The sequence below is a fragment of the Enterobacter sp. 01-M-03-SI-ECC genome (assembly GCF_047530215.1).
Classification (GTDB): Bacteria; Pseudomonadota; Gammaproteobacteria; order Enterobacterales; family Enterobacteriaceae; genus Enterobacter; species Enterobacter chengduensis.
The window spans coordinates 12,674-38,943 of sequence record NZ_JBLKDA010000026.1 but is presented as its reverse complement, the minus strand read 5'-3'; the positions used below and the strand labels follow the sequence as shown (position 1 = coordinate 38,943).

The window sequence follows — 26,270 nt, the reverse complement described above, 5'->3', positions numbered from 1 at the left end:
CCTCTGGGGAGAGGGTTAGGGTGAGGGGACCAGACCGCACCACACTCAAGGTTCCCCATACAACCCAATCAGCCGCCGCACCACGCCGTTGGTCCAGCCGAAGCCGTCCTGCAGCGGATATTCCCCCCCGCCCCCTTCGCGCGGCGTACTGCTGGCGATGTGGTACTTCTCAATCAGCTTGTGATGCTTCTGATAAAAATGGTTCACCGTATGCAGCCAGCTCCAGGCGATTTCATCTCCCAGCGAGTCGTTGCCGTACTGCTTGAACCCCTGGATCGCCATCCACTGCAACGGCGCCCAGCCGTTGGGTTTATCCCACTGCTCGCCGGATTCATACTCGGTCGCCAGAATGCCGCCCGGGGTCAGCAGTCGCGCCTTGACCGCATCAGACAGGCGCTCGGCCTGCTCGTGGGTCGCCATACCCACATACAGCGGCACAATGCTGGCGGCCGAAAACAGCGCCAGCTCTTCGCGTCGCCAGTCGTAATCGCGGTAACAGCCGCTCTCCTCGTCCCACAGGTAGCGGTTCACCGCCGCGCGGCGATCGTTGGCCTTCTGGCGGAACGCCTCTGCCGTTTCTTTATCCCCTTTCGACGCCGAAATGTTGGCGATCGCGCTTTCCAGCTTGAACAGGAAGGCGTTCAGGTCAATAGGGATAAACTGGGTTGTACGGATGCTGGCGAGCCGCGACGGATCGCGTAGCCAGCGGGACGAGTAATCCCAGCCTGACGCCGCACCCGCACGGAGGTCGCGATACACCTCATTCGGCGGACGACCCGAGTGGCGGGCGGTTTCCACATCCTCAATCCACGATTCGTCGCGCGGGGTATCGCGGTCATCCCAGTAGCGGTTGAGCAATGAACCGTCCGGCATGCGCACGGCGCTGCGGTAGGCCTGGTTAAGCAGCAGCGACTCCGCGCCGTCCATCCAGAAGGCGTACTCCATTTTGAGGTGATCCAGATAGCGTTTCGCCCCACGCACGCCGTCCTCCTCGAACAGCTCCACCATCAGCGCAAAGACCGGCGGCTGAGAGCGGCTGAGATAGTAGGTACGGTTGCCGTTGGGAATATGCCCGTAGCGTTCAATCAGCCAGGCGAAGTTATCCGCCATACACTTCAGCAGATCGTTACGTCCGCTCTCCGCCAGCCCCAGCATGGAGAAATAGGAATCCCAGTAGTAGGTCTCGCTGAATCGTCCACCGGGCACGATGTAGGCCTGCGGCAGTGCCAGCAGGGAAGACCAGGGAATATGATCCTGCGGTTCGCGCGTCAGCACCGGCCACAGATTATCAATGTGCTCCTTCAGGGAGAGGCCCGGGTCGGAGACATATTCTGTGCCGTACGTTTCCGGCATCCAGAAGTGGTTGTCCACAAACTGGCGCAGGTCGAAATCCCGGTGGCGTCTGACCTTACGATAGCGGATCAGGATATCCAGCGGATCCATCTTCGGCGCGCAGTCGGGGAAGGTTTTACTGTCCGCAAACAGCCGTGACGACTGCACGTGTTCGAACAGTTCAAGGTAGCGGTCTGCGGGCGTCAACGCATCGGAGGCGGGTAGCCCCTCGATCATTTCGGGTTCCGGCTCCGCCTCAATCATTTCATCCAGTTTCAACTCGCAGGGATCGGTCTCGTAGCGCAGCTCTTCTGCAATCTCGAACTCGATGTTCTCGGTAGCCTGTAGTTTCTGGTTGAACATGGTGATAGGGACCTCCGGTTGTGTGTTCAAAAGACAGGTTTATCCGGGCGTCTTATAAGCGTAGACATTCGCTTCGGTAGATGTGGAGGGATATGTGCGGTAGATCACTCTTTTCGGAGCATTCGTTTTGCAACGATTTATGTATGTTAACAGTAGCCTCTTCAAAAAAGGCTACTGAACAAGAGGCCGGTTCCGCGTATCACAGGCCGTGTTTTAGCCGCTTAGCAATCGGTTCAAATTCCTCGGTGGAATGGCGCTTGAGCGTATCCGGTACGTTATCCTCGATGGCTTTCCAGTAGGCCCACGGCACCGGTTTTTTCCCCAGCTCATAGTCCATGGCGTCCCAGGCATCTTCACGAAAAGCATAGAATGCCCAGTGCGCATGATGCTTGTCGAGGACGGTCAGGACATCATTAAGCCACTGCCTGCACCCCGGCAGCGTTCTAACACAGCCAAACTCTCCCGCGACAACCCGGCTGGCAGGTATACCGTTCTGCTTCGCCCAGTCAAAGGGCGCGCTCATCCATTTCTCTATGGCCGCAGCGTCCCATTTCACCTTTTTACCGCCGAACGTGACCATGCCGGGATAGTCGAACGGCACCTTGCGGCGCGCATTTGGCGCGCTGGTGAAATCATAGGGCTCGTACATGTGGAAGCTGTACAGCACCCGCTTATCCGCAAGCGCGGATGGCCAGCCGGAAAAACCGCGCGCGGAGGCGTACCAGCCGCCATCGACCATAATCGGCGTGGTGGCATCGACCTCGCGGATGGCGGCAATAATCTGATTGTAGAGTGCGGGGAGGTTACGCGGCGTGTCTTGCTGCTGCTGATACCAGGCTTTTAACACCTCAGGCGACGCCTGCTCGCTTATATTGCCTCGTTTTTCAGGTGCGGGTTCATTGATGAGATTCCAGGCGGCGATGCCCGGTTCGTCCTTCAGGGCCTGGGCCAAATCACGCCAGAACCGAGCCGCTTCCTGCCAGTATTTTTTGTCCTGCCAGATGCGGTCATCAAACTGGTTATTGTTATTTTGCGCCCAGCGCATGCCCGGTAGAGAAAGGGGGGCAATGACGACCTTTAGCCCGGCCGCGTGTGCTTTTCTGATGGCGTCTTTGAGCGTCGCGAGGTCTGTGGCCTCGAGCCCGCGGTAGCCGTCGGCGTTACCGAGAAGAAAATCTCTCCCGGCAGGTTTCCATTTGTCATAAGACAGGCGAACCCACGTCGCGCCATAGCCGCGCAGCGCGTCGTAGTATTCCTGCGTAGGCGGCAGGCGGTTAAAGCTGTTTCCACCGTGCTGAGGGGTATCCCAGAAGGCCATTTGGTCAAACGAAGAGGCGGAAAAGCAAAAAAGAAGCAGGGTCAACCCAATAAGCGCTTTCATCTTAATTCCTTTTTAGCGTGCTGATGGTTTTGTATTCACTGGGATGATGATGCTTTGCCTTTTAATTATCGAGCCATAAAAAAAACTGGCCCGCGAAGGCCAGTTTTTTATGAGGTGCTTTCCTGCGAGAAGCCCTTAACGCATGGTCACGAACTCTTCCGCCGCCGTTGGGTGGATGGCCACCGTGTTGTCGAAGTCTTTCTTTGTTGCGCCCATCTTCAGGGCCACGGCGAAGCCCTGCAGGATCTCGTCCATGCCGAAGCCGATGCCGTGGATACCGACAATCTTCTCGTCCGGGCCCACGCAGACCAGCTTCATGCGGCACGGCTGACGGTGAGAGGTGACGGCGGTGTACATCGCGGTGAAGGCCGATTTATACACTTTCACCTGGTCGTCGCCATACTGCTCGCGCGCCTGCGGCTCGGTTAATCCGACGGTGCCGATGGGCGGGTGGCTGAAGACCACGGTCGGGATGTTGCTGTAGTCCAGATGCTCGTCAGGCTTGTTGTTAAACAGGCGTTCAGAGAGACGACGACCCGCCGCAACCGCCACCGGAGTCAGCTCAACCGCGCCGGTGTTATCGCCGACGGCATAAATGCCCGGTACGCTGGTATTCTGGAATTTATCGACGACGATGTAGCCTTTTTCGTCGGTTTTCACGCCGGTGACGGCCAGGTTGAAGTTGTCGTTCGCCGGCTCACGGCCAATCGCCCAGATCAGGCAATCAACGGTCTGGCTGCGGCCATCCTCCAGCTCGAGCGTGAGGCTGCCGTCCGCATTTTTCACCACCGCTTTTGGCACGGCGTGGGTGTGCAGGGTCGGGCCTTCGGCGTTCATCACTTCAACCAGGGTGTCGACAATCAGCGGGTCAAAGCTGCGCAGCGGCGCGTGTTTACGCACGAACAGGTGCGCTTCTGCGCCCAGGCCGTTAATCACGCCCGCCAGCTCAACCGCGATGTAGCCCGCGCCAACAACGGCAACGCGCTTAGGCAGAGCAGGCAGCTCGAAGAAGCCGTCGGAGTCGATGCCGTATTCCGCGCCCGGGATGTTCGGGTGGCTCGGACGGCCGCCGGTGGCGATCAGGATATGATCGGCGGTGATCGTCTCGCCGTTCACTTCGATCGTTTTCGCATCAACGAAGCGGGCGAAACCGTGGATAACGTCGACGTTGTTCTTGCCCAGCACGTTGTCGTAGGAGGTATGAATGCGGTCGATGTAGGCGGTACGGCTGGCGATCAGCTTGTCCCAGTCAAAGTGATTAAGGGTGGTGTCAAAGCCGTAGTCCGGGCCATACATATGGATCGCTTCGCGGATTTGCGCCGCATGCCACATCACTTTCTTCGGTACACAACCCACGTTCACGCAGGTGCCGCCCAGCGCTTTGGCTTCAATCAGCGCGCACTTCTGGCCGTACATGGCCGCGCGGTTGATGGAGGCGATGCCGCCGCTGCCGCCGCCGATTGCGATGTAGTCATAATGCTTAGTCATAGCTTTTATCCTTAATCGTGAATTGCCGCGATTGTATACCTGAAATCAATAGTTTCCACCGATGGCTGTGATTACTCCGGCACGATCCAACTGACGGTAGCGTGGCCCGTACCGGCCGGCACCAGCGTTTTGTGCAGCCACGGCAGCACGTTGTTCATCTGCGCTTCGAGCTTCCACGGTGGGTTAATGACGATCATGCCCGAGGCGGTCATGCCGCGCTGGTCGCTGTCCGGACGTACCGCCAGTTCGATCTGCAGAATTTTGCGGATGCCGGTGGCTTCCAGGTCTTTGATCATGCGCTTGATTTGCGCGCGCAGCACCACCGGATACCACAGGGCGTACGTTCCGGTGGCGAAGCGTTTATAGCCTTCGTGAATACCGGTCACCACCGCCTGATAGTCGGTTTTAATTTCGTAAGGCGGGTCGATCAGCACCAGGCCGCGTCGGGAAACCGGCGGCAGCTTGGCTTTCAGCTGCTGGTAGCCGTCGGCTTTTTCCACGCGGGCGCGGCTGTCTTTCTGGAATTCAGAACGCAGCAGCGGAAAGTCGCTCGGGTGCAGCTCGGTCAGCTGGATGCTGTCCTGCTCGCGCAGCAGCTGGCGGGCAATCAGCGGCGAGCCCGGGTAATAACGCAGCTGGCCGTTGCGGTTGAAGTGGTTCACCACGCCGATGTACGGCTCCAGCTCGGCAGGCAGGTCGTCCTGCTGCCAGATGCGGGCAATCCCTTCCAGATATTCACCGGTACGCTCGGCATGCTCGCCGCTCAGCTGATAACGGCCCGCGCCCGCGTGGGTGTCCAGATAGAGAAACGGCTTCTCTTTCTCTTTGAGCGATTCGATGATCAGGCTCTGAACGGTGTGTTTGAGGACGTCGGCGTGGTTGCCTGCGTGGAAGCTGTGGCGATAACTGAGCATGGGTAATGATTTTCCGCTGGATTGACGATTTGCCACAGTTTACAGCAGAACGGCGCAGATTACCCGTAGGCCCGGTAAGCGTCGCGCCGCCGGGCGCTTTTCGACAACGTCCGGCATTGAAATCCTCTACACTTAACCCCATTCTAGATCCCATATGCACAGCGCCGGATGCGCGCTTCATTCACCTATTTCAACAGGACAGCGCTTATGACCAATCCATTACTGACGCCTTTTTCGTTGCCGCCGTTTTCTAAAATCCTCACCGAGCATGTGGTTCCAGCCGTGACGCAATCGCTGGACAACTGCCGCGCGGCGGTAGAAAGCGTGGTAGCGCAGGGCGCGCCGTACACCTGGGAAAATCTGTGTCAGCCGCTGGCCGAAGTGGACGACGTGCTGGGGCGTATCTTCTCCCCGGTAAGCCACCTGAACTCGGTAAAAAACAGCCCGGAGCTGCGCGAAGCCTACGAACAGACCCTGCCGCTGCTTTCGGAGTACAGCACCTGGGTCGGCCAGCACGAAGGGCTCTACAAAGCCTACCGCGACCTGCGCGACGGCGACCATTATGCCGAGCTGAATACGGCGCAGAAAAAATCGGTCGATAACGCCCTGCGTGATTTCGAGCTGTCCGGTATTGGTCTGCCAAAAGAGAAGCAGACCCGCTACGGTGAAATCGCCGCGCGCCTGTCCGAGCTGGGCAACCAGTACAGCAACAACGTGCTCGACGCCACCATGGGCTGGACGAAGCTGATTACCGACGAAGCGGAGCTGGCAGGTATGCCGGAAAGCGCGCTGGCGGCGGCAAAAGCCCAGGCCGAGGCGAAAGAGCAGGAGGGCTTCCTGTTAACGCTGGATATCCCGAGCTATCTGCCGGTGATGACCTACTGCGACAACCAGGCCCTGCGCGAAGAGATGTACCGCGCCTACAGCACCCGCGCCTCCGATCAGGGGCCGAATGCCGGTAAGTGGGATAACAGCCCGGTAATGGCGGAAATCCTCGCCCTGCGCCACGAGCTGGCCCAGCTGCTGGGCTTTGAAAACTATGCCGACAAATCCCTCGCCACCAAAATGGCGGAAAACCCGCAGCAGGTTCTCGACTTCCTGACCGATCTGGCGAAACGCGCCCGTCCGCAGGGTGAGAAAGAGCTGGCACAGCTGCGCGCCTTTGCGAAAGCGGAATTCGGCGTGGACGAGCTGCAGCCGTGGGACATTGCCTACTACAGTGAAAAACAGAAGCAGCATCTCTACAGCATCAGCGACGAGCAGCTGCGCCCGTACTTCCCGGAAAACAAAGCCGTTAACGGCCTGTTTGAAGTGGTGAAGCGCATCTACGGCATCACCGCGAAAGAACGTACCGATATCGACGTCTGGCATCCGGACGTGCGCTTCTTCGAGCTGTATGACGAGAAAAACGAGCTGCGCGGCAGCTTCTACCTCGATCTCTACGCGCGTGAGAACAAGCGCGGCGGGGCGTGGATGGACGACTGCGTGGGCCAGATGCGTAAAGCCGACGGTTCCCTGCAGAAGCCGGTCGCTTACCTGACCTGTAACTTCAACCGTCCGGTAAACGGCAAACCTGCGCTGTTCACCCACGACGAAGTGATTACCCTGTTCCACGAGTTCGGTCACGGCCTGCACCACATGCTGACCCGCATCGAAACTGCAGGCGTGGCGGGCATCAGCGGCGTGCCGTGGGATGCGGTCGAGCTGCCAAGCCAGTTTATGGAAAACTGGTGCTGGGAGCCGGACGCGCTGGCGTTTATCTCCGGCCACTATGAGACCGGCGAACCCCTGCCGAAGGAACTGCTGGATAAAATGCTGGCGGCGAAGAACTACCAGGCGGCGATGTTCATCCTGCGTCAGCTGGAGTTCGGCCTGTTCGACTTCCGCCTGCACGCCGAGTTCAGCCCGGAGCAGGGGGCGAAAATCCTTGAAACCCTGGCCGAAATTAAAAAGCAGGTTGCCGTGATCCCTGGACCAACCTGGGGCCGCTTCCCGCACGCGTTCAGCCACATCTTCGCGGGCGGCTACGCGGCGGGTTACTACAGCTACCTGTGGGCCGACGTGCTGGCGGCAGATGCCTTCTCCCGCTTCGAAGAAGAGGGGATCTTCAACCGCGAAACCGGCCAGTCGTTCCTCGACAACATCCTGACCCGCGGGGGTTCCGAAGAGCCTATGGTGCTGTTCAAACGCTTCCGCGGTCGCGAACCTCAGCTGGATGCGATGCTTGAGCATTACGGGATCAAAGGCTGATTGTTACGTGAAGATCTGCTTAGTGGATGAAACAGGCGCCGGAGACGGCGCCTTATCCGTTCTGGCCGCCCGCTGGGGGCTGGAGCATGATGATGAAAACCTGATGGCGCTGGTGATGACGCCAGCGCATCTGGAACTACGCAAGCGCGACGAGCCGAAGCTCGGCGGTATTTTCGTCGATTTTGTCGGCGGCGCCATGGCGCACCGACGCAAGTTCGGCGGCGGTCGCGGCGAGGCGGTGGCCAAAGCGGTGGGCATCAAAGGGAGCTATCTCCCGGACGTGGTCGACGCCACGGCGGGACTGGGGCGCGATGCGTTTGTGCTGGCATCGGTCGGCTGTCGCGTGCGGATGCTGGAGCGTAATCCGGTGGTGGCGGCCCTGCTCGACGACGGTCTGAGCCGTGGTTACGCGGACCCGGAGATCGGATCGTGGCTGCAGGAGCGATTGCAGCTGATCCACGCCTCCAGCCTGACGGCGCTAACCGATATCACCCCGCGCCCGCAGGTGGTCTATCTCGACCCGATGTTCCCGCATAAGCAGAAAAGCGCGCTGGTGAAGAAAGAGATGCGGGTGTTTCAGTCGCTGGTGGGGCCGGATTTGGACGCGGATGGCCTGCTGGAGCCGGCTCGTCAGCTGGCGACGAAGCGGGTGGTGGTAAAGCGCCCGGACTATGCGCCGCCGCTGGCGGACGTGGCGACCACTAACGCGGTGACCACCAAAGGGCACCGGTTTGATATCTACTCCGGCACGCCGGAATAGAAAAAGCCGGGTGGCGGCTTCGCCTTACCCGGCCTACATTTCGTGCCGCTTGTAGGCCCGGTAAGCGTTAGCGCCACCGGGCTTTTTTGCACTTACTCGTCTTCTTCGTCACGCAGCGGAACAATCAGCATATCCACGTGAACGGTGTTGATCAGCTGACGTGCGGAAGACATCAGCTTGCTCCAGAAGTCCTGATGGTGACCGCACACCACCAGGTCCATGTCGTATTTCTTGATCGCATCAACCAGCACCTGGCCGAGGTCGCCGCTGCCGCTCAGCGTTTCGGTAATCGGATAGCCCGCGTTGGTGGACAGCTCGCTCAGGGCGTGGTGCGTCTCTTCGGAGATACGCTTCTGCATATCGCCCAGATTGACGTCGATCAGACCGGTATAGAGGTCGGAGTAATTCACATCAACGTGAATCAGGGAAACTTTCGCGTTGTAGGGACGTGCCATGGATACCGCTTTATCAACCAGCACTTTGCTCTCCGGAGAGAGGTCTACCGCGATGAGAATGTGTTTGTAAGCCATAGTGTTACTCCTTCCTTAAGTTATCGATGACTAAATGAGAATGCCGTCGTCTGATACTTTCATTACGGCCCAGTTAAACATATTTTTCAAGCTTTGGTGTTGATAACGATTAACCTTGTGGCAAAAAAATTAACGGATCTCCTACACTATTAAATGAGCCGTTCGGATATTAAAACGCGAACCGGATCGACTTTTGGTCATTCTTTCACTGAACTGTCTGTCAGGGCATTGGGGTGCGGTTGCTCAGAAGCCTTGCTTCGTGGGCGGACGCCGGGGAGGATGTATGATTAGCACCGTCGCATTGTTTTGGGCGTTATGCGTGGTTTGCATAGTGAATATGGCGCGCTACTTCTCATCGTTACGCGCGCTGTTAGTAGTACTTCGTGGTTGCGATCCGTTGCTTTATCAGTATGTGGACGGTGGAGGGTTCTTCACCTCGCATGGACAGCCCAGCAAACAGATGCGTCTGGTGGGATACATCTACTACCAGCGCTACCGCGATCATCATGACGAAGAATTTATCCGTCGCTGCGAGCGCCTGCGTCGTCAGTTCATTTTGACCAGCGCCCTGTGCGGGCTGGTCGTGGTCAGTATGATTGCATTGATGATTTGGCACTGAGCATAACAGCCATAAAAAAGCGGGTCAGTTTCCTGACCCGCTTTTTTGTCGCCTTCAACCGATTAAATCAGCTTCAGCGAAATCCAGTACAAACCGCCAGACAGCAGGATAGAGGCCGGAAGGGTGAATACCCAGGCCATCAGAATGTTGGTTACGGTTTTGCGCTGCAGGCCGCCACCGTCAACAATCATGGTACCCGCCACGGACGAAGAAAGTACGTGGGTGGTTGAGACAGGCATACCGGTGTAGCTCGCCAGACCGATAGACACTGCCGCCGTCATCTGCGCGGACATACCCTGCGCATAGGTCATGCCTTTCTTACCGATCTTCTCGCCGATGGTGGTCGCCACGCGGCGCCAGCCAATCATCGTACCGATACCGAGCGCCAGCGCGACGGCCATGATGATCCAGATAGGCGCGTACTCAATGGTGTTGAGCATATCGCCTTTCAGTTTCTTCAGGAGACGCTGGTCGTCAGCATTCACGTCAGGCAGCTTCGCCACTTTATCCGTTACATCAGAGATGCACAGCATAATGCGACGCAGCTGACCACGCTGCTCAACGGTCAGTTTGTCATAGCTTTCGATATTGCCCAGCATGCCTTTCGCACGTTCCAGCGCGTTGATCGCGTTTGCCGGATGGCAGTGGAACTCGCCAGGGGCTGTCGCGGCACCGGCTTCCGGAGACGGGATCAGCTGGTCAACGCCGGTCGCTTTTTTCAGCAGATCAGGATGCTGCTGGAAATAGGTTTCAACGTTGTTGACCGCATCGCGGGTACGGGTGATTTCGTAGCCGGAGGCATTCATGTTGACCACGAAGCCTGCCGGAGCAACGCCGATCAGTACCAGCATCACCAGACCAATGCCTTTCTGACCATCGTTCGCGCCGTGTGAGAACGCCACGCCGATAGCGGAAATGATCAGGGCAATACGCGTCCAGAATGGCGGCTTTTTCTTGCCGTCTTTCTTTTCACGCTCTGCTGGCGTCAGGTGAATACGGGAGCGTTTTTTGGTATTGCTCCAGTAACGACGCAGGATGAAGATCAGTCCGCCGGCCACCACCAGACCCACGATAGGGGAGACGATGAGAGAGGCAAAAATCCCCAGTACTTTCGGGATGTTTAACGCATCAACAACCGACGTACCGGTCATCAGGGCGTTGGTTAACCCGATACCGATAATCGCGCCGATGAGGGTGTGAGAACTGGATGCAGGCAGGCCGAAATACCAGGTACCGAGGTTCCAGATAATTGCAGCAAGCAGCATTGAGAACACCATAGCGAGGCCATGGCCAGAACTTACGTTAAGCAGCAGATCCGTTGGCAGCATATGCACAATGGCATACGCAACGCTCAGTCCGCCCAGGAGGACACCAAAAAAGTTAAATACCGCCGCCATAACAACCGCAAGCTGCGATCGCATTGCGCGAGTGTAGATAACCGTCGCTACTGCGTTTGCAGTGTCGTGGAAGCCGTTGATCGCTTCGTAAAACAGTACAAAAACCAGAGCAAGCAATAATAAAAGCCCGGTATGTAAATCCAGGCCGGCAAACAAATGTAGCATAGGACGTTACGCCATTTTGAGGACATGAACGCGGCGCATTATCCAGGACAAATGCACGGCGGGCAAAGTGAAATATAGACTTTTTTTGACATACCACCTGAATTGAGAAAAGTGCCCGAAAGGATATTCTTTAAATTTCAATGGAATGGCTTTGTAATATCTTTTTACGCTGGTGTGACCACAGAGGAAACTTTACAATCCGCGGCAGTTAACAAAGAGGGTTTTGACGTGGAAAGGTTTGATGCCGTAGTAATTGGCGCCGGTGCGGCGGGTATGTTTTGTGCGGCGATGGCCGGACAGGCGGGTCGTCGCGTGCTGCTGCTGGATAACGGTAAAAAGCCAGGCCGTAAGATCCTCATGTCCGGCGGCGGGCGCTGCAACTTTACTAATCTGTATGTTGAACCCGCGGCCTATTTGAGCCAGAACCGTCATTTTTGTAAATCTGCGCTGGCGCGTTACACCCAGTGGGACTTCATCGACCTGGTGGGTAAACACGGCATCGCGTGGCATGAAAAGACGCTGGGTCAGCTGTTCTGCGACGACTCCGCGCAGCAGATTGTCGATATGCTGGTGGCCGAGTGCGAGAAGGGCGGCGTGGTGATGCGTCTGCGCACGGAGGTGCTGGAGGTTGCCCGCGACGAAAAGGGCTACACGCTGCAGCTGAATGGTGAAACCGTCAGCGCCGATAAACTGGTGATCGCCAGCGGCGGCCTCTCTATGCCGGGTCTGGGCGCTTCCCCATTCGGCTACAAGATTGCCGAGCAGTTTGGCCTGAAGGTCTTGCCTACGCGTGCTGGCCTGGTGCCGTTCACGCTGCATAAACCACTTCTGGAACAGCTTCAGACGCTTTCTGGCGTCTCCGTTCCCTCCGTCATTACGGCCGAAGACGGGACGGTGTTCCGCGAAAGCCTGCTCTTTACCCATCGCGGCCTCTCCGGCCCGGCGGTACTGCAAATTTCCAGCTACTGGCAGCCCGGGGAGTTTGTTACGGTCAACCTGCTTCCTGACTGCGATCTGGATGCTTTCCTCAACGAGCAGCGCGCGGCGCACCCGAATCAGAGCCTGAAAAATACGCTGGCGATGCAGCTGCCAAAACGTCTGGTGGAATGTTTGCAGGCCCTGGGGCAAATCCCGGACGTGTCGCTCAAGCAGCTGAACAGCCGCGAGCAGGAGGGGCTGGTGGAGACGCTGACAAACTGGCCCGTGCAGCCAAACGGCACCGAAGGCTACCGCACCGCAGAAGTGACGCTGGGCGGGGTCGACACCAATGAACTCTCTTCCCGCACTATGGAAGCGCGCAACGTGCCGGGGCTCTATTTTATCGGCGAAGTGATGGATGTGACCGGCTGGCTTGGCGGGTACAACTTCCAGTGGGCATGGGCAAGTGCCTGGGCGTGTGCTCAGGCGCTGGCAGATGTCCGAGGACAATAAAGTTGTACACAAAGCACTAAAGTTGTAACCATTCTCAAAAAACGACGCTAATGTTGTATACTTACTGAATGTGTGGTTATAGGGTTGGAGACTATAAAATGCACATATAGGTACGTATCAATGTCGTTTTTAGGGTACGATCATGGCTAGGGGTAGGCGTCTCAAATCCTATTTGGATTATGAAAATGCGCTAGGTGACGGCATAGGAGTGGGCTATGGCCAAAGTTATCAGCCCTGGCTTAGAGCTCAGGACGTTAAATCCCGTGGAAACCGTTCGATAGTCTTTGGCCTTAAGACGTTTCGAAACCATCATCTCCTTTCTTCTGTCGAAAGTAACTTTTTCTATCTGGCTGAGTTTAATGACTCGGTGATTGATATCCGGGAACAATTCCCACTCTTTCCTCTCCGGCTTACCCAACAAATAGCAAATCATCTACATTTTCAACATCCTATGGTGAGGGGAGTAAGAGGAGTACCTGTCGAAGTTCTGAATGTTATGACAACCGATTTTTTACTGACCTTGAGAACTCCTGAAGGCGGACTTCGATACAAAGCTATAGCAGTAAAACATAACGAGAGCATACCTGAACGCGAAGCCCAAAAACTTGAAATAGAGAGGATGTTTTGGCAGTTGATTGATGTTGAGTTTCAAATTTATGTTGGCTCGGAACTCAATAACGTCGTCGGTAAAAACATTTGCTGGGCTACTTCTGTATTAAGAGATGGTTCTGAATTTTATGATAAATATCCTCTTGATAAAATCCTATGGAAGCTTAAACCAGATGTTTATCCCATAGTAGGACTACGTGCAATGATTTCATCAATCTTTGGGGTAGATGCACAAGAAGCGATGATGTTATTGCAGGCAATGATTGGATTAAAAATGATAAATGTTGATTTATCATATCCAATACTCGAAACCGGTCTGATAAAGATAATTTCCAATGACCACTATATAGGACTGAACGCAAATGGATATTATTAGGAATTCAGTCTGGCTCTCTCAAGGCACTGATTTGCTTGCAGAGGGACTTTACCGTGTTTTGGATTTTGACAGAAAGGTCGATTTGTTAATTTTGTTTAAAATAAAATCAGAAAGAACGGGTAAGCCAATCCCTTTCTCATTTTCAATGTTTAAATATTATATTGAATCAAATAGCATAACTTGTAAAGATTATATATATCCTTCATATATGTTAGTAGATGAGAAAGAATTAACAGATAAAGACAGAGGAAGGCGAGATGAAAATTACAATATCATTAAAGATCTTGTAGATGACAGAATGTTTCTGTTCGACTATGCATTACATAAAAAGTCGCACCTTTTAATGGATTACTCAAGAAATAAAAAAATATCACAATATACTATCAGAACGCTTCTGGCGTTGTATTGGCGACATGGGCAGGATATTTATGCATTGCTACCCGCATTCTCGAACTGTGGCGCCGCTGGGAAAAGTAGAATCAAACATGAAATTAAACTTGGGAATTCCAAAAAAAACAGAGCATTACCTAATGAACGATCACGTGTTTTCATTCTTAATGAAAGAGATATAAATAATATTAGAAAATCTCTCATTACGTATCATTATAAAGTTAACGGAGATACGATAAAGAAAACATTAGAGAGACATATTGATTTGTATTTTAGGGATGAAATTAAAACAGCAAACCTAGAAAATAGAGCTCCATATGTTCCTTCTTTAAAACAATTTTCATACTGGAATAAAAAACTCTTCACTAAAGATTTCTCGATAAATAAGAAGAACACGAAAAAAGAAATAGACCTCAAAATGCGGGCGCTTTTAGGTAGTGTGGCTAATACAACTGTTTTGCCGGGTGATGTTTTCGAAATAGACTCAACTGTCGCTGATGTACATCTTATTTCGAGTTTAAACAGACGAAAAGTCATTGGGCGTCCTACTATTTATACAGTGGTGGATCGTGCAACAAGAATGATTGTTGGCCTTCATGTTTCTTTATACCATGCTTCATGGCGAGCCGCCCGACAAGCGTTAGCAAATTGCTTTATGCCAAAAAAAGAATATTGTAGATTATTTGGAATCTCTATTACTGATGATGATTGGCCTTGTTCTCACATTCCATTAACATTGATGTGTGACAACGGGGAGATGATTGGTCTTAAACCTCAGGAAGAGATGACCCCCCTGACAAAACTTGAGTTTGCGCCAGTCGGTAGAGGCGACAGAAAAAGCATTGTTGAACGCTGTTTCGGCATTCTGAATGATGAGGTTATTCATAGGCTTATTGGAACAACACGAAGGGGAAAGATTGTTAAAGGAGAGCCAACACCGCAATCCAGGGCTTGTTTAACGATTCAGGAGGTCACGTCTTTACTGATTCGGGAGATACTTGCACATAATCAGAGAACGTATGAGGAACTGGCTTATATCAATCCCTTACTGATTGAAAATGATCTCGTAATATCACCAAAAAATAGTTGGATGATAAGCTTAAAGCACGGGAGATTCAGCGCAAGAGCCGTTGGGGCCGACGAAGTGATCGCACGATTGTTAATCCCTGTGAACGCTAACATTACCGCCGGTGGGATTCAGTACAATAATCTTTTTTATGAATGTGATCCTGAAATTGCATCAGGTGTCAGAGTATTTGGAAGAACCACTTGTGAAGCAAGAATAGATGACAATTGCGTAGATTATATATATGTAAGATTTGACAAAAATAGCATTTTCAAAAAACATTACCTACTTAAGAAAAGAGATGTATTTAAAGGGAAAGCTCATCTTGATACAGATGTAATGGCTGATTGGGTAGATACTCAAAAAGAAATTAATTTATTTACTCTGGATTCGCTCAGCAATATCAATAATAAAGATGAATTTAACAGGAAAGGTAACGAAAGATTAAATGAAATATACGAATCTCGCCGGGTACATGGTAAAGATATTAAAAAGAACAGGAAAAATGAACTTGATTCATTAGGGCGAACTCATGTTGCTAATGGAAGATCTGAACCCCTACTTCCTTCATCCAGTAATGTTCTGCTTTTGCCTGGCCGGGAGGAGAAACAAAGATGGTTAAAAGGTAAGAAGAAGACTGAGGACGCAGAATAATGAATCTTATACGGCGCGTTTCAGCGATATATAAAGAACAGGAGTTACCTGAGTATCGTGGCAATCCCTTAATTGAAGCACTTCCTGAAGCGCTTACGGAAGATGAAGTACTTCTGGAAATGAGTTATTTCCCCGAAATTGACGAAAAAATCCGCTGGACTGCCCCGGCGAATGTTAGAGAGCAGTATGTCGAACGTATAAAGAAATTCCGTTGCCCTCAAACCAATCTTATCCAGGCTTATAAGATGATCTTACGGGCACTTAGGGAAAGCTATGCAGCTCGTAATCCTTTAAAAAGCGGAACAATTCAATATCTTCATTACTATGGAAATGAGCGTCCTGATATTGAGCCAGAAAGTGGATATTTTAAATCCCAGGCTGAAACTATTACGATAGTTGGAATGAGTGGTTCTGGAAAAACTACCATGATTGAGCAAGTCATAGATCATTTCCCTCAGATTATAGAACACAGCAGCTATAAAGGAGTTTTTCCCGGCTTCAGTAAGCAAATTGTATGGGTAAAGATTAATTGTCCATACAATTCAAGTGTGAGAGACCTTTGTGAAGAGATTTTACAAAAATTAGATGATGCAATTGGTATTGAACGAACTACACCTGAGATTAGAAATGGTGCTCTGGCTCGCCAGATTGCACAAAGAATTAAATCATCATTTTTGGGTATCCTTGTTATTGATGAAATGCAGAGGCTTAAATTTTCAAGAACCGGGGGTGAGAGTAAGTTGATTGATTTTTTACATGAAATTGTAGATTCCATGGGGGTATCTATGGTTTTTTGTGGAAATCATCCTTTTGACGAGACGCTGACAAAGAAAATGAGAATTGCCAGGCGGGCAGAGTCTGGTGGTTACATGAAAATTAAGAATGTTAGATACGATTCACAAGACTGGCAATCGTTTATTCATTATTTATGGCCATTACAATGGACAAATGTTGAAACTCCATTAAATGATGAGTTAAACGAAAAATTATTCATTTTATCTAAAGGCAATATTGGATTGGCTCAGATGATTTATCGGGGGGCACAATTAAAGGTTATCGGTAGCGGCAATGAAATCATCACTGGCGCAGTCTTGTCGGCCTCTGTACCGGTACTCGTGAGTCATACGGAGGAATATAAGGATACTCCACTCCCGGGGGCCGCGACTGAAGATGAGGAAGCTAAATGGCTCTCTGCATCTAATGAGGGTGATGCTTCGGCTAAAATCATGGCAGAGAAGTCCCTAAAGTCTTTGATCCCTGGGGATATAGACAGGCCACAGCACAAGGAATTCGTAGGAAAAATAGACGAGGTTTTGCGCAATTTCGACGAGAAAATACTGTCTCTTGACCACGATCTTGTTATCAACAGAACAGCTGAAAAGAAAAATACCTACGATGCTCTTCAGCGTTGCGGGCTTATAAATATAGATCCACTTAATAAATTGTAATGAGGTAACAGTTCGTAACGGTCAAAGAGAGGTGTGGGAAATGAGAATGTTGCCTGTTTTGCCTGATGAATCCTTGTTCAGCCGGTTTTGTCGGACAACTACCGTGTACGGTATGTCCCTATCTTCTCTGTTAACGATCATTTTCAACAAACCTGATATGAACGTCCATCCAATTCTCAATTCAGGATTAAAGGCTATTTCTCTTCATACATCCGAAAGTGCAGATCAGCTCTGGCATGAACAGACTTTACTCCCTCTTTTTGCCTGGGCACTACCAATCAGTCGTAATGAAATTATGGATTTCAACACGACCCCTGCCAGGCTTAATCGATTGTGCCGCCTTAGTAATTTTTCACTAGGGCAGCGCACACTATTGAAGTTTTGCCCGGTTTGCGCTCGTGAAGATACTTTTCATTATGGTGTTACTTATTGGCATCTGGCGCATCAGCTTCATGGGGTTACAACCTGCCATCGGCATCCGGTAGCGCTTGAAAGCATCCATGTCCCTTCTTCACCGCACATACGTATTGGACTGATGCCTCCTGTTTCGTATACAGAACAACTTAGCAATGAGATAGACTTCGATTTTGCTAAGTTTTGTTATGAGTCCCTAAATATAATCAGAAGAAAAGATATTACACACCCCAATTACATGGATGTACTTAAAAAGTTGAATTTATTATCATTGGATGGAAATTTAAAGAAAAATGTATTCTACGCACATGTTTATGCTAAGTGCCAGTTATTTGGGGAGGGTTCATCGGGACTTATACCAACATCCCTAACTGATTATCATTACTGGGAGCCTATACTCAAAGACAAATGTTGTCAGCATCCCACAAAGCATCTTTTGCTTTGTTATTGTTTGTTAAATACTTGCTGGCCAACGTATGCAGGAAGTCGTACTAATAAAAAGAAAGAAATCTTTAAAAGTCATAAGAAATACAGTTTTCATATAGTTGAAAATAATACTAGTGTTAGCAACCTTGGGAAGGAATTTAGTCGCAGCAGATGTTACATTAAAACACTTATTTATAAAAAATACCTGAGGGCGTTTAAGCGAAACACAAAAATTAATATATTCACTGAATTGCTTATCAAGTCTATGGCTGTAAGGGGGTTTAGTCTGGCATCCATAGCTGAGAAAAACTCATTATCGGAAGGAGCTGTATCCTCTGTAATTTCATCTTGTTACGGTTTATGCTCATGGCGTAAAAAATGTAAAAAAGATTCTTTAAGACGGCGTCATAAGCAGAAAATATTAAGATTTATACATAATCAATCCGTTTCTATAACACGAAAGTTAGTCAAAGAAAGTTGTTATGCAAGTTTCTATTGGCTAAATAAACATGAATGTGACTGGCTTAATTCCTGTCTTCCTAAAACAATACGATGCTATAAAAATAAAAGAGTAGACTGGAGCGAGAGAGATATTATCTCATCATCATTAATAAATGATGTTTTATCTCAGGGGCAGTACTCGATGTCACTTACAAGTCTAGATGCTTTACTGGGAGGGCATGGCTGGCTTTTGAAATACAGAGATAAACTACCAATGACAATGATACTTCTCAGAAAAATGGAACTAATTAAATAAGAGGGAGTTATATGGTTTACGAAAATGAATTGTGGCACAGTTTTCTTCTGCGTTCACAGATAATGTATAACTTATCCAATTGCAGGAACATAATATCAAAGCATGGCGCACTAAGGTACGATGCCTTTCCTCGTTTCGAACTGATTGATATGTACAAATTGCATAGCTTGCAGGATATATATGACATTCTTGCCACTAGAAATGGTTATATACTAACTTCCAATATAGTGTCGTTATCTTCTGGTGTTTACGGGTATTTTAACGCTGTTGAAGATGCCTGTCGGAAAAATTTTCACATAACTAATTCATATCCATTGGTAAACATCTCAAACATTCGTTACTGTCACAAATGTATTGTTGAAGATATACACTCTAAAGGCATTGGTTATCTGCGTCATAGATGGTTGTTTGAATCTAAATGTGCAGTTCATAGTACCAGTTTATATGAGGTTTGTTTTGATAACTATTTGAATGCAGTGAAAGGACTTAGTGACTTAATTATAAGTGGAATAAATCCTCATGGTTATTGTTCCCTTGTGGTTGACGTTTCAAACCCTTTCAAAAATCCAGTGTATATATTACCATGTGCACGTAATAAAATTTTAAAATGGATTTCGGACAATAAAAATATGCTGATTTACTTTCTCTTTGATCTCTTCAAATGTAAGTCGCATTCAAGTTTATCTAAGGTTATCGAAGTCAAGATAATGCATGATAGATATATTTCTGCGGTGTTCAAGATGTTAAGTGAAGTTAATTTTTGTAATTTCAAATCATTTATTTATGATATTTTTGAGGACGTAAGTTATGCCTCTATCGGACTTGATGATTATTCTGTTAATGTGCATTTTCTCAGGCTAAGGGCTGCAGATTGTAAATTTTGCCAGTTGAATGGTAAATATTTTTGCTCACTTTACAATGTAAAACTTCTTCGCTAATTTCACTTCATTTATAAAATACTAAGAAAGCTAGTTAGATAAGGTTTTATATTTTGACTGGGGCAGGAATAAATTATCACTCATAGAGTTTCCCTGGGGGTTACCACCTGTGTATGATGCCGGTTAGCAACAACGTCTAAAAGACCTGCGATCACGTGGGTCCCTCTCCAGCAAAGGGGCAAGGGGTGCTATATAACGGTGTACTGCTTACCCAATACGGCCTTGTATTTGAAAGATGCCGCATCTTGGCAGGATTCGTATTACAGCCTATAGTCTGTTAATGAGCATTACAGCCTATATGCTGTAAATCCCTGCATTATGCTTGTTAACTCGTCGATACGGAAGGTCACTTATGAACACTCAATACGCTTTGAAGACTTTGAATCAGTTACGTCCTGTTTTAATCGGCTTTCGCAAAGCCAATGGACTGACGCAAAAAGATGTTTCTGAACGTTTGGGTATAACACAGCAAACTTATGCCCGACTAGAGGCCAACCCTGCAAGTGCGGGTTTTGAGCGTTTGTTTAGGGTGTTCAGCGTCCTTGGAGTGGAGATCGTACTTTCATCCAGGGAACCATTGTCAGATGCAAAGCCCGAATACGGAGCTATGCACAATTATTCTTCACTTCCAGCCAGGCGGGAGAAATGGTGACGCCTGGCGCTTCCCGGTCTAATTTTTCTTCAACAAGATTAACCCCTTAGCGGCCTGAAGTATCAGGTTGCGATAGAGCCTTTCATTTCTTCTGTTATGTTAAATACACCATTTTGAGCTATTTCGCTCGGCCTTAAATTATCTCTTCATTCTTCAGTGAAAATTTTATGTCGATCACATTATCGATGAATTTAGGAAATAATCCGTAAATGAAAATCTATCTTCTTTTAAATTCATCAGTGTCAGTAGCAAATATTACGCATAAAAGAATGGTTATTATTATCATTTAAATTATAAAGCTCATGAGTCAATTCCAAAAAATATAATAAGCATTGAAATCATTACCCGTGATTCTGGAGTTTTAACTTTGCCATGTAACCAACCACAAGTTAGTTTCCGGTGTTTTGAGGGGCAGTAAAGTTCTGAAAGCGCGACCAGATCATAATCCCGAAATGTCGTTAAGATATTCTGAATAACGGTTATCCCTGCTTGTTGGCAGGCATTTGAAAATATATTTTGTATTCAGGTTGCAGCAAAACGCTTTCTTACACACAGGACTTCATATGCGGCTCAGAAAATTAAAACTGAAAAACTTCAGAGGCTACAGAAACTCTACTGAAATCATTATTGATGAAAGCATGACGGGTATTGTCGGTCGTAATGACTTTGGGAAATCAACGCTTCTGGAAGCGCTGGCTATTTTTTTTGAAACAGAAGGAATGAAGGCTGACAAGAATGACATGAACTGTTTCAGCCTAAGAGAAGGGGACGGCCGTTTTGAAATAGCCTGTGAATTTGATGACCTGCCCGATTTTATCATGATCGACGACAGGGTGCAGACCACGCTCGCCTCAGAACATCTGCTGAATGAGGACGGCAATTTTGAAATCGTCAAAACGTTTAAAGCAACGACCTCAGGAAAACCGGAGCAGACCTGCATCCGCTGCATCCACCCGGATGAGGAGCCCCTGAGAAATTTACTGGGCATGAAAATTTCTGAGCTCAAGGCGGTGGGAAAAGAAGTTGAAAAAAATGTGGCGGATAAACGCACTGCATCGTTATGGCGTCAGGCCATCAGGGAAGCCGCAGCCCCCTATACCTGTTCGGAAATTATGCTGGATGTCGATAAAGAGTTCGGAACCGACACAAAATCATTATGGGGTAAGATCCTCGATTTGCTGCCCACGTATGCGATTTTCAAAGCCGACAGGGAAAGCAGCGACGGGGATTCCGAAGCTAAAAACCCCTTACAGCAGGCCGTAAAAGACGCTCAGGCTGCGCTGCAGGACAAAATTACAGCGCTGGAAAATGAGATTCAGGACAGCGTCCTGGATCTCGCACAGAGAACGCTGGATAAATTACGTGAAATGGCCCCCGAACTCGCCAGTGAACTGACTCCACGATTTAAGGAGAAACCCAAGTGGACCTTCAATTTCACCCTGGACGGGGAAAATGGCATCCCCATCAATAAGCGCGGCAGCGGGATAAGGAGGCTTATCCTGTTGAATTTTTTTCGGGCTGAGGCTGAAAAGAATGTCGCGGGGACGCCCAGAAATGTGATTTATGCCATAGAGGAGCCTGAAACGTCACAGCATCCGAACTATCAGATGATGCTGATGAAAGCGTTACTGGCACTGGCAGGCCAGCCGCACCGTCAGATTATCGTCACCACCCATGTCCCGGCGCTGGCCGGATTAATCCCTGTCGAAGGCGTACGTTATGTTACCCGAAATGAGGCGGGTGAACCCGTAGTAAAAATGCCGGATGACGCAGTGCTGAAGGAAGCCACTGAAAGCCTGGGGGTGCTGCCAGAGACCGGTATGGAAAGGGCGCAGGGGATTGTTCTGGTAGAGGGAAAGTCGGATGTTACTTTCCTGAGGCATGCGGCCAGTTCATTAAAACAGTCAGGTGCGCTGCCAGCCTCTCTGGAGGACGTGAAAATAGTGCCAGTCCTCATAGGAGGGTGTGGTAGCGTCAAACACTGGGTTACATTGAATCTGGCCAAAGATCTGGGGCTTCCCTGGTGCGTATTTCTGGACTCCGATATTGGGGGAGACCCTGCACAGGTTCTGTCCATCCAGAAGCGTAAAAAAGAAGTAGAGGAGGCCGGTAAGGTATTTTTCGCTACGCGCAAACGTGAGATAGAAAACTATCTGTGCCCGGATCTTATCGAGGAAATTACTGGTGTAGCCGTCACGTTTACGGACACCTGTGACGCTAAAAAAATAATCGGCCGGGCTGTGGGAATGAAACCCGATAATGTACTAGATAAATTCTGGCCTCAGATGACATCAGAAAGAATCATCTCAAGATCAACCTATCATGACGGAACGCAGGAGAGAAGCGAGCTGGTTGAGATCCTGAGCGACATTGTATCCATGACGAGATAATGTATTAAATAAGCATCTCAGGTGCATATATTCCGGTCCTCAACAAAGGACCGGAGTACAGAGTAGTAAAAACCCGAAATTAATCGGGTTTGAATTATATAAAGATTAACCGACTCCCGCGCCCAGGAACGATGTAAAATCACGCTTGTCGTGACATTTCTACAATGTTTACTTTTGACTATCAAGCCATTTATTCATCTGCTCAATTTCACCTTTTTGAGCTTTAATGATGTCCTGCGCGAGCTTTCTCATTTTCGGATCTTTTCCGTATTTGAGCTCGGTCTCAGCCATTGCTATTGCCCCTTCATGGTGCGCTACCATGCCTTTCGCAAAAGCCTTGTCGGGATCGGACTCATTTACGGCAGCCATCATTTTGTCATGCATGTCTTTCATGCCAGCCATATATTCCTGTGACGAAGCCGAGGTAGACATATCAGTCATTTTCATTTCTGAATGTTCTGCTGAAATCGCTGGCAGGGATAACATTAATACTGCAAATAAAGTGTTTCTGGCTTTCATAAAAAATATCCTTTTAGCGTTGATGCCCGTTAACTGTAGCAGAATCTGATAAAAATGCCCCCTGTAGGGGGCAAAGATGTTGCCATATATCCGGTTACGGAAAAATCTATCAAGGAAATAAGGACAGCACAGATACTTCCCTCGCCGTCAGCCTGCACTGAGCATGCGACGATGCGCTTCGGCCATGGCCTGATGTGGGCCAGACTGACCGTTATTCATAAATTCATGGGCAACTGCAGCTCTTTCATGCTCATTCATTGCCGCTAATGACTTCGACGGCCCGGTAGGGGAAACGGTCTGACTTCCCATCATCCTCTGATGACTTTCCACCATTTTCTGGTGCGCATCCGCCGACCCGTTCGTCATGGTTTCATGAGCAATAATGGCCTGTTCATGCTGGTCCATACCGGCCATACGAGGTGCAGTCCCCTGGATCCCGACAGGAGCCGCAGCAGACTGCATCTGGTGAGCAGGTGCCTGTGCATTGTTGACCCGCTCATGGATATTCACGGTTTCAGTGGCCCAGGCCGAAGAAATTAAGCCAAAGCCCAGCAAGGATGCTAATACGATATTGTTCATGATAACTCTCCATTTCTTAATTAGTGATGTCCGGGGGAGTACAACCGGTGTTTTCAGTTCCATAACTGAAACAGGTTCGGAAGTGTTTATTTCTCCGGGAGGGGACTGGATATTCATTTCCTGGCGTCCACTGACGCCGGATATTGATAAAGCAATCCAGCCTTCCTGATAAGTTGCACTAATTATATCGAATGGCTTCTGTTTGCTGCATGACAGGCTAATGACATCTTTGTCATTTAAATCTTTATTCCCAGCACTGGGTGTCCGGAATCATTTTCTCCAGTCTGGGCACGGATAAGATAAAACGCGTTGAGTGTACGTCCGATTCCACCTGCACTCTTCCGTGATGTGCTTCCACGATTGACTTCACAATCGCAAGGCCGATGCCGCTGCCTTCTCCTTTTCGTTGTCTGGACGGATCCACCCGATAAAAACGGTCAAACAACCTTGATAAATGCTCTTCAGGGATTGGTTTCCCCGGATTTTCAATCACAAGGTCAAAAAAGCTCTCCTGCTCTCTTATTGAGACGGTGATTGCCTGTCCCTCCGGGGTATAACGCAGGGCATTGGATAACAGATTATTGATCGCCCTTCTGAACATTTGTGGATCTCCCTCAACCAGGCAGGGCATCCCGTTAAATTTGAGCGTGATATTGCGTTCTTCGGCCCAGGCTTCGAAAAACTCGAAGACTTTCATGACTTCCGCTCTGAGGTCAAACATGACCCTGTCAGGTATCAGCTGATTATTATCTGCCTGTGCCAGGAACAGCATATCGCTGACCATTTTGGTCATCCGGTTATACTCTTCAAGACTGGAATAGAGGACATCCTCAAGTTCCCTCTGTGTTCGATCCTGACTCAGTGCGATTTCAGTCTGCGTCACCAGATTGGTGATGGGCGTTCTGATCTCATGCGCGATATCGGCAGAGAAATTGGCCTGGCGGGTAAAGACATCCTCAATCTTTCCAATCATATGATTGAACGAGATAACCAGTTGCTCCAGCTCAATGGGAACGCGTGTCGGTTCCAGTCGCGCATCAAGATTCTCGGAGGTGATGTTTTTAATGGCATTGCTGACATTACGAAGGGGCAGGTGCCCCTGACGGACAGCGATTCGAATGATCAGAACAATCAACAGGCTTATCACGACGGCAATCGCAATCAGGTTCTTTTTCAGCGCATCGAGGTAATGGAGATGGAAATTAATGGATAGGCCAGTCAGCATGACATAGTTCTGCTGTTTGCCCTGAAATATCGCCTGACCAGAGGAGGCGATAATCCTGTATGTTTCCATCTTCATTTCGGACCCGGTATCCATCGGTCCCGCAGGATCCTCCACCGTCCAGAGAAAGACATCCCGTGCGCGGCTGTGCTCGCTAAAATCTGCTGAATTCACTGCCGGGCGTAGTGCCGCCCCCTGAGCTGAGCTAAAGAGCACTTCCCCCCTGGGATTGAGGAGCAAAAGGGCAACGTTGCGGTAGCTGGCAATTGATTCCTTTATTTTGCTTATTTTTTTATCATCCGGATCCACCGGGGACTGCAGTATACGGTTCAGTGTGGTGCTGATTTGTTGAAGATCGCTGACATCCTGCTCGGCAAAATGATTTTCAACAGAATGCAGCATAAACCAGGTGAATGCGATAAAAGCCAGTATCGTGGACAGGCTGATAAAAAAGGTCAGCCGCAGAGCGAGTGAGAAAGGGCGTCTGGAAGGTTTGCTATGCATCCGGGACCTCCAGCATGTAGCCCACGCCCCGGACTGTCTGGATCAGCTTTGTCTCGTAATCGTTGTCTATTTTAGCGCGGAGTCGCTTTACTGCGACATCGATCGCATTAGTGTCGCTGTCAAAATTCATGTCCCAGACCTGAGAGGCAATCAGGGAGCGGGGAAGAACCTCTCCCTGATGGCGAATGAAGAATTCCAGCAGGCTGAACTCTTTACTGGTGAGCACAATGCGGTTTCCGGCGCGACTGACTTTTCTGGATACGAGATCAATCGAGAGGTCAGCCACCTTAAACTGGCTTTCCGTGATCATCGTGTTTCCCCGCCTCAGAAGGGTTCTCACCCGGGCGAGCAGTTCGGCAAACGCAAAGGGTTTAACCAGATAATCGTCCGCACCCAGTTCCAGTCCTTTGACCCTATGTTCGATCGTGCCGAGGGCTGTCAGCAGTAAGACCGGCATACCCTTTCCGGCAGTGCGCAGCATGCGGATGATATCCCAGCCGTTCACATCAGGTAGCATGATATCCAGAATGACTAAATCATACTCGGCTGTCATGGCGAGATGATATCCGGTAAGACCATTATCAGCGTGATCCACTACGAACCCTGCCTCTGTAAGCCCTTTGCTGAGATATTCACCTGTTTTAATTTCGTCTTCGACGATCAATATTTTCATCTTGCTCCCCGGCTGGCTGCTAA

General features: G+C 49.7%; 21 protein-coding genes. 11 read left to right on the top strand and 10 right to left on the bottom strand.

The genetic code is table 11. The features are described from left to right. Positions 1-45 precede the first annotated feature (45 nt). The 4 genes from ACMWKK_RS20155 to ACMWKK_RS20140 form a co-directional block, all read right to left on the bottom strand. Positions 46-1,695 carry an alpha,alpha-trehalase gene (locus ACMWKK_RS20155; RefSeq protein WP_045327211.1) on the bottom strand — a complete coding sequence of 550 codons (1,650 nt, stop codon included), beginning with the start codon at positions 1,693-1,695 and terminating at the stop codon, positions 46-48. A gap of 199 nt (positions 1,696-1,894) precedes the next feature. Continuing rightward, positions 1,895-3,076, bottom strand: coding sequence for a glycoside hydrolase family 5 protein (locus tag ACMWKK_RS20150; protein ID WP_181663679.1), 1,182 nt, complete (start codon positions 3,074-3,076; stop codon positions 1,895-1,897). Between the two features lie 135 nt (positions 3,077-3,211). Then, positions 3,212-4,564 carry a glutathione-disulfide reductase gene (gorA, locus tag ACMWKK_RS20145; protein WP_112781382.1) on the bottom strand — a complete coding sequence of 451 codons (1,353 nt, stop codon included), beginning with the start codon at positions 4,562-4,564 and terminating at the stop codon, positions 3,212-3,214. A 71-nt stretch (positions 4,565-4,635) separates the two neighbouring features. Then, positions 4,636-5,478 (bottom strand): 23S rRNA (adenine(2030)-N(6))-methyltransferase RlmJ, encoded by an 843-nt coding sequence (locus ACMWKK_RS20140; protein WP_047652937.1) that lies wholly within the window; start codon positions 5,476-5,478, stop codon positions 4,636-4,638. 207 nt (positions 5,479-5,685) lie between these two features. On the opposite strand from ACMWKK_RS20140, the gene prlC reads away from it, so the two are divergent. After that, positions 5,686-7,728 carry an oligopeptidase A gene (gene prlC, locus ACMWKK_RS20135; protein WP_406542921.1) on the top strand — a complete coding sequence of 681 codons (2,043 nt, stop codon included), beginning with the start codon at positions 5,686-5,688 and terminating at the stop codon, positions 7,726-7,728. Between the two features lie 7 nt (positions 7,729-7,735). Further along, positions 7,736-8,488 (top strand): 16S rRNA (guanine(1516)-N(2))-methyltransferase RsmJ, encoded by a 753-nt coding sequence (gene rsmJ / locus ACMWKK_RS20130; protein ID WP_181663678.1) that lies wholly within the window; start codon positions 7,736-7,738, stop codon positions 8,486-8,488. A gap of 92 nt (positions 8,489-8,580) precedes the next feature. On the opposite strand, the gene uspA is transcribed toward rsmJ, so the two are convergent. Next, positions 8,581-9,018: a universal stress protein UspA gene (gene uspA / locus ACMWKK_RS20125; RefSeq protein WP_003861223.1), complete on the bottom strand. Its 438-nt coding sequence runs from the start codon at positions 9,016-9,018 to the stop codon at positions 8,581-8,583. Positions 9,019-9,301: 283 nt separating this feature from the next. Here uspA and uspB point away from each other — a divergent pair, with 283 nt between their 5' ends. Beyond that, positions 9,302-9,637, top strand: coding sequence for a universal stress protein UspB (gene uspB, locus ACMWKK_RS20120; RefSeq protein WP_003861224.1), 336 nt, complete (start codon positions 9,302-9,304; stop codon positions 9,635-9,637). A 62-nt stretch (positions 9,638-9,699) separates the two neighbouring features. On the opposite strand, the gene pitA is transcribed toward uspB, so the two are convergent. Next, on the bottom strand, positions 9,700-11,199 hold the full coding sequence (gene pitA / locus ACMWKK_RS20115) for an inorganic phosphate transporter PitA (protein WP_045327197.1): 1,500 nt from the start codon (positions 11,197-11,199) through the stop codon (positions 9,700-9,702). A 228-nt stretch (positions 11,200-11,427) separates the two neighbouring features. On the opposite strand from pitA, the gene ACMWKK_RS20110 reads away from it, so the two are divergent. The 8 genes from ACMWKK_RS20110 to ACMWKK_RS20075 all read left to right on the top strand — a co-directional run bounded on the left by ACMWKK_RS20110 (position 11,428) and on the right by ACMWKK_RS20075 (position 22,750). Beyond that, positions 11,428-12,630, top strand: coding sequence for an NAD(P)/FAD-dependent oxidoreductase (locus tag ACMWKK_RS20110; RefSeq protein ID WP_112781402.1), 1,203 nt, complete (start codon positions 11,428-11,430; stop codon positions 12,628-12,630). 142 nt (positions 12,631-12,772) lie between these two features. Continuing rightward, positions 12,773-13,615: a TnsA endonuclease N-terminal domain-containing protein gene (locus ACMWKK_RS20105; protein ID WP_000090707.1), complete on the top strand. Its 843-nt coding sequence runs from the start codon at positions 12,773-12,775 to the stop codon at positions 13,613-13,615. After that, positions 13,602-15,725, top strand: coding sequence for a transposase (locus ACMWKK_RS20100; protein ID WP_000351437.1), 2,124 nt, complete (start codon positions 13,602-13,604; stop codon positions 15,723-15,725). The genes ACMWKK_RS20105 and ACMWKK_RS20100 overlap by 14 nt, the downstream gene beginning before the upstream one ends. Then, positions 15,725-17,173: an ATP-binding protein gene (locus tag ACMWKK_RS20095; RefSeq protein ID WP_406542920.1), complete on the top strand. Its 1,449-nt coding sequence runs from the start codon at positions 15,725-15,727 to the stop codon at positions 17,171-17,173. Before ACMWKK_RS20100 ends, ACMWKK_RS20095 begins: the two co-directional genes overlap by 1 nt. A gap of 40 nt (positions 17,174-17,213) precedes the next feature. Further along, positions 17,214-18,770, top strand: coding sequence for a TnsD family Tn7-like transposition protein (locus ACMWKK_RS20090; RefSeq protein WP_001353602.1), 1,557 nt, complete (start codon positions 17,214-17,216; stop codon positions 18,768-18,770). A gap of 11 nt (positions 18,771-18,781) precedes the next feature. Beyond that, complete coding sequence (locus ACMWKK_RS20085; RefSeq protein ID WP_406542919.1) at positions 18,782-19,708, top strand: hypothetical protein; 927 nt, start codon at positions 18,782-18,784, stop codon at positions 19,706-19,708. Positions 19,709-20,060: 352 nt separating this feature from the next. Continuing rightward, complete coding sequence (locus tag ACMWKK_RS20080; protein ID WP_001097216.1) at positions 20,061-20,360, top strand: helix-turn-helix domain-containing protein; 300 nt, start codon at positions 20,061-20,063, stop codon at positions 20,358-20,360. Between the two features lie 563 nt (positions 20,361-20,923). Then, positions 20,924-22,750, top strand: coding sequence for an AAA family ATPase (locus tag ACMWKK_RS20075; RefSeq protein WP_047027092.1), 1,827 nt, complete (start codon positions 20,924-20,926; stop codon positions 22,748-22,750). Positions 22,751-22,918: 168 nt separating this feature from the next. Here the strand turns inward: ACMWKK_RS20075 and ACMWKK_RS20070 are convergent, their stop codons facing one another. The 4 genes from ACMWKK_RS20070 to silR form a co-directional block, all read right to left on the bottom strand. Next, positions 22,919-23,269: a DUF305 domain-containing protein gene (locus ACMWKK_RS20070; protein ID WP_000647571.1), complete on the bottom strand. Its 351-nt coding sequence runs from the start codon at positions 23,267-23,269 to the stop codon at positions 22,919-22,921. A 147-nt stretch (positions 23,270-23,416) separates the two neighbouring features. Continuing rightward, the gene (gene silE, locus ACMWKK_RS20065) at positions 23,417-23,848 is read right to left on the bottom strand and encodes a silver-binding protein SilE (protein WP_042973197.1); all 432 of its coding nucleotides are present in this window, start codon (positions 23,846-23,848) and stop codon (positions 23,417-23,419) included. 244 nt (positions 23,849-24,092) lie between these two features. Further along, positions 24,093-25,574, bottom strand: coding sequence for a copper/silver sensor histidine kinase SilS (silS, locus tag ACMWKK_RS20060; RefSeq protein WP_000555736.1), 1,482 nt, complete (start codon positions 25,572-25,574; stop codon positions 24,093-24,095). After that, on the bottom strand, positions 25,567-26,247 hold the full coding sequence (silR, locus tag ACMWKK_RS20055) for a copper/silver response regulator transcription factor SilR (protein WP_000697968.1): 681 nt from the start codon (positions 26,245-26,247) through the stop codon (positions 25,567-25,569). The genes silS and silR overlap by 8 nt, the downstream gene beginning before the upstream one ends. Positions 26,248-26,270: the final 23 nt, after the last annotated feature.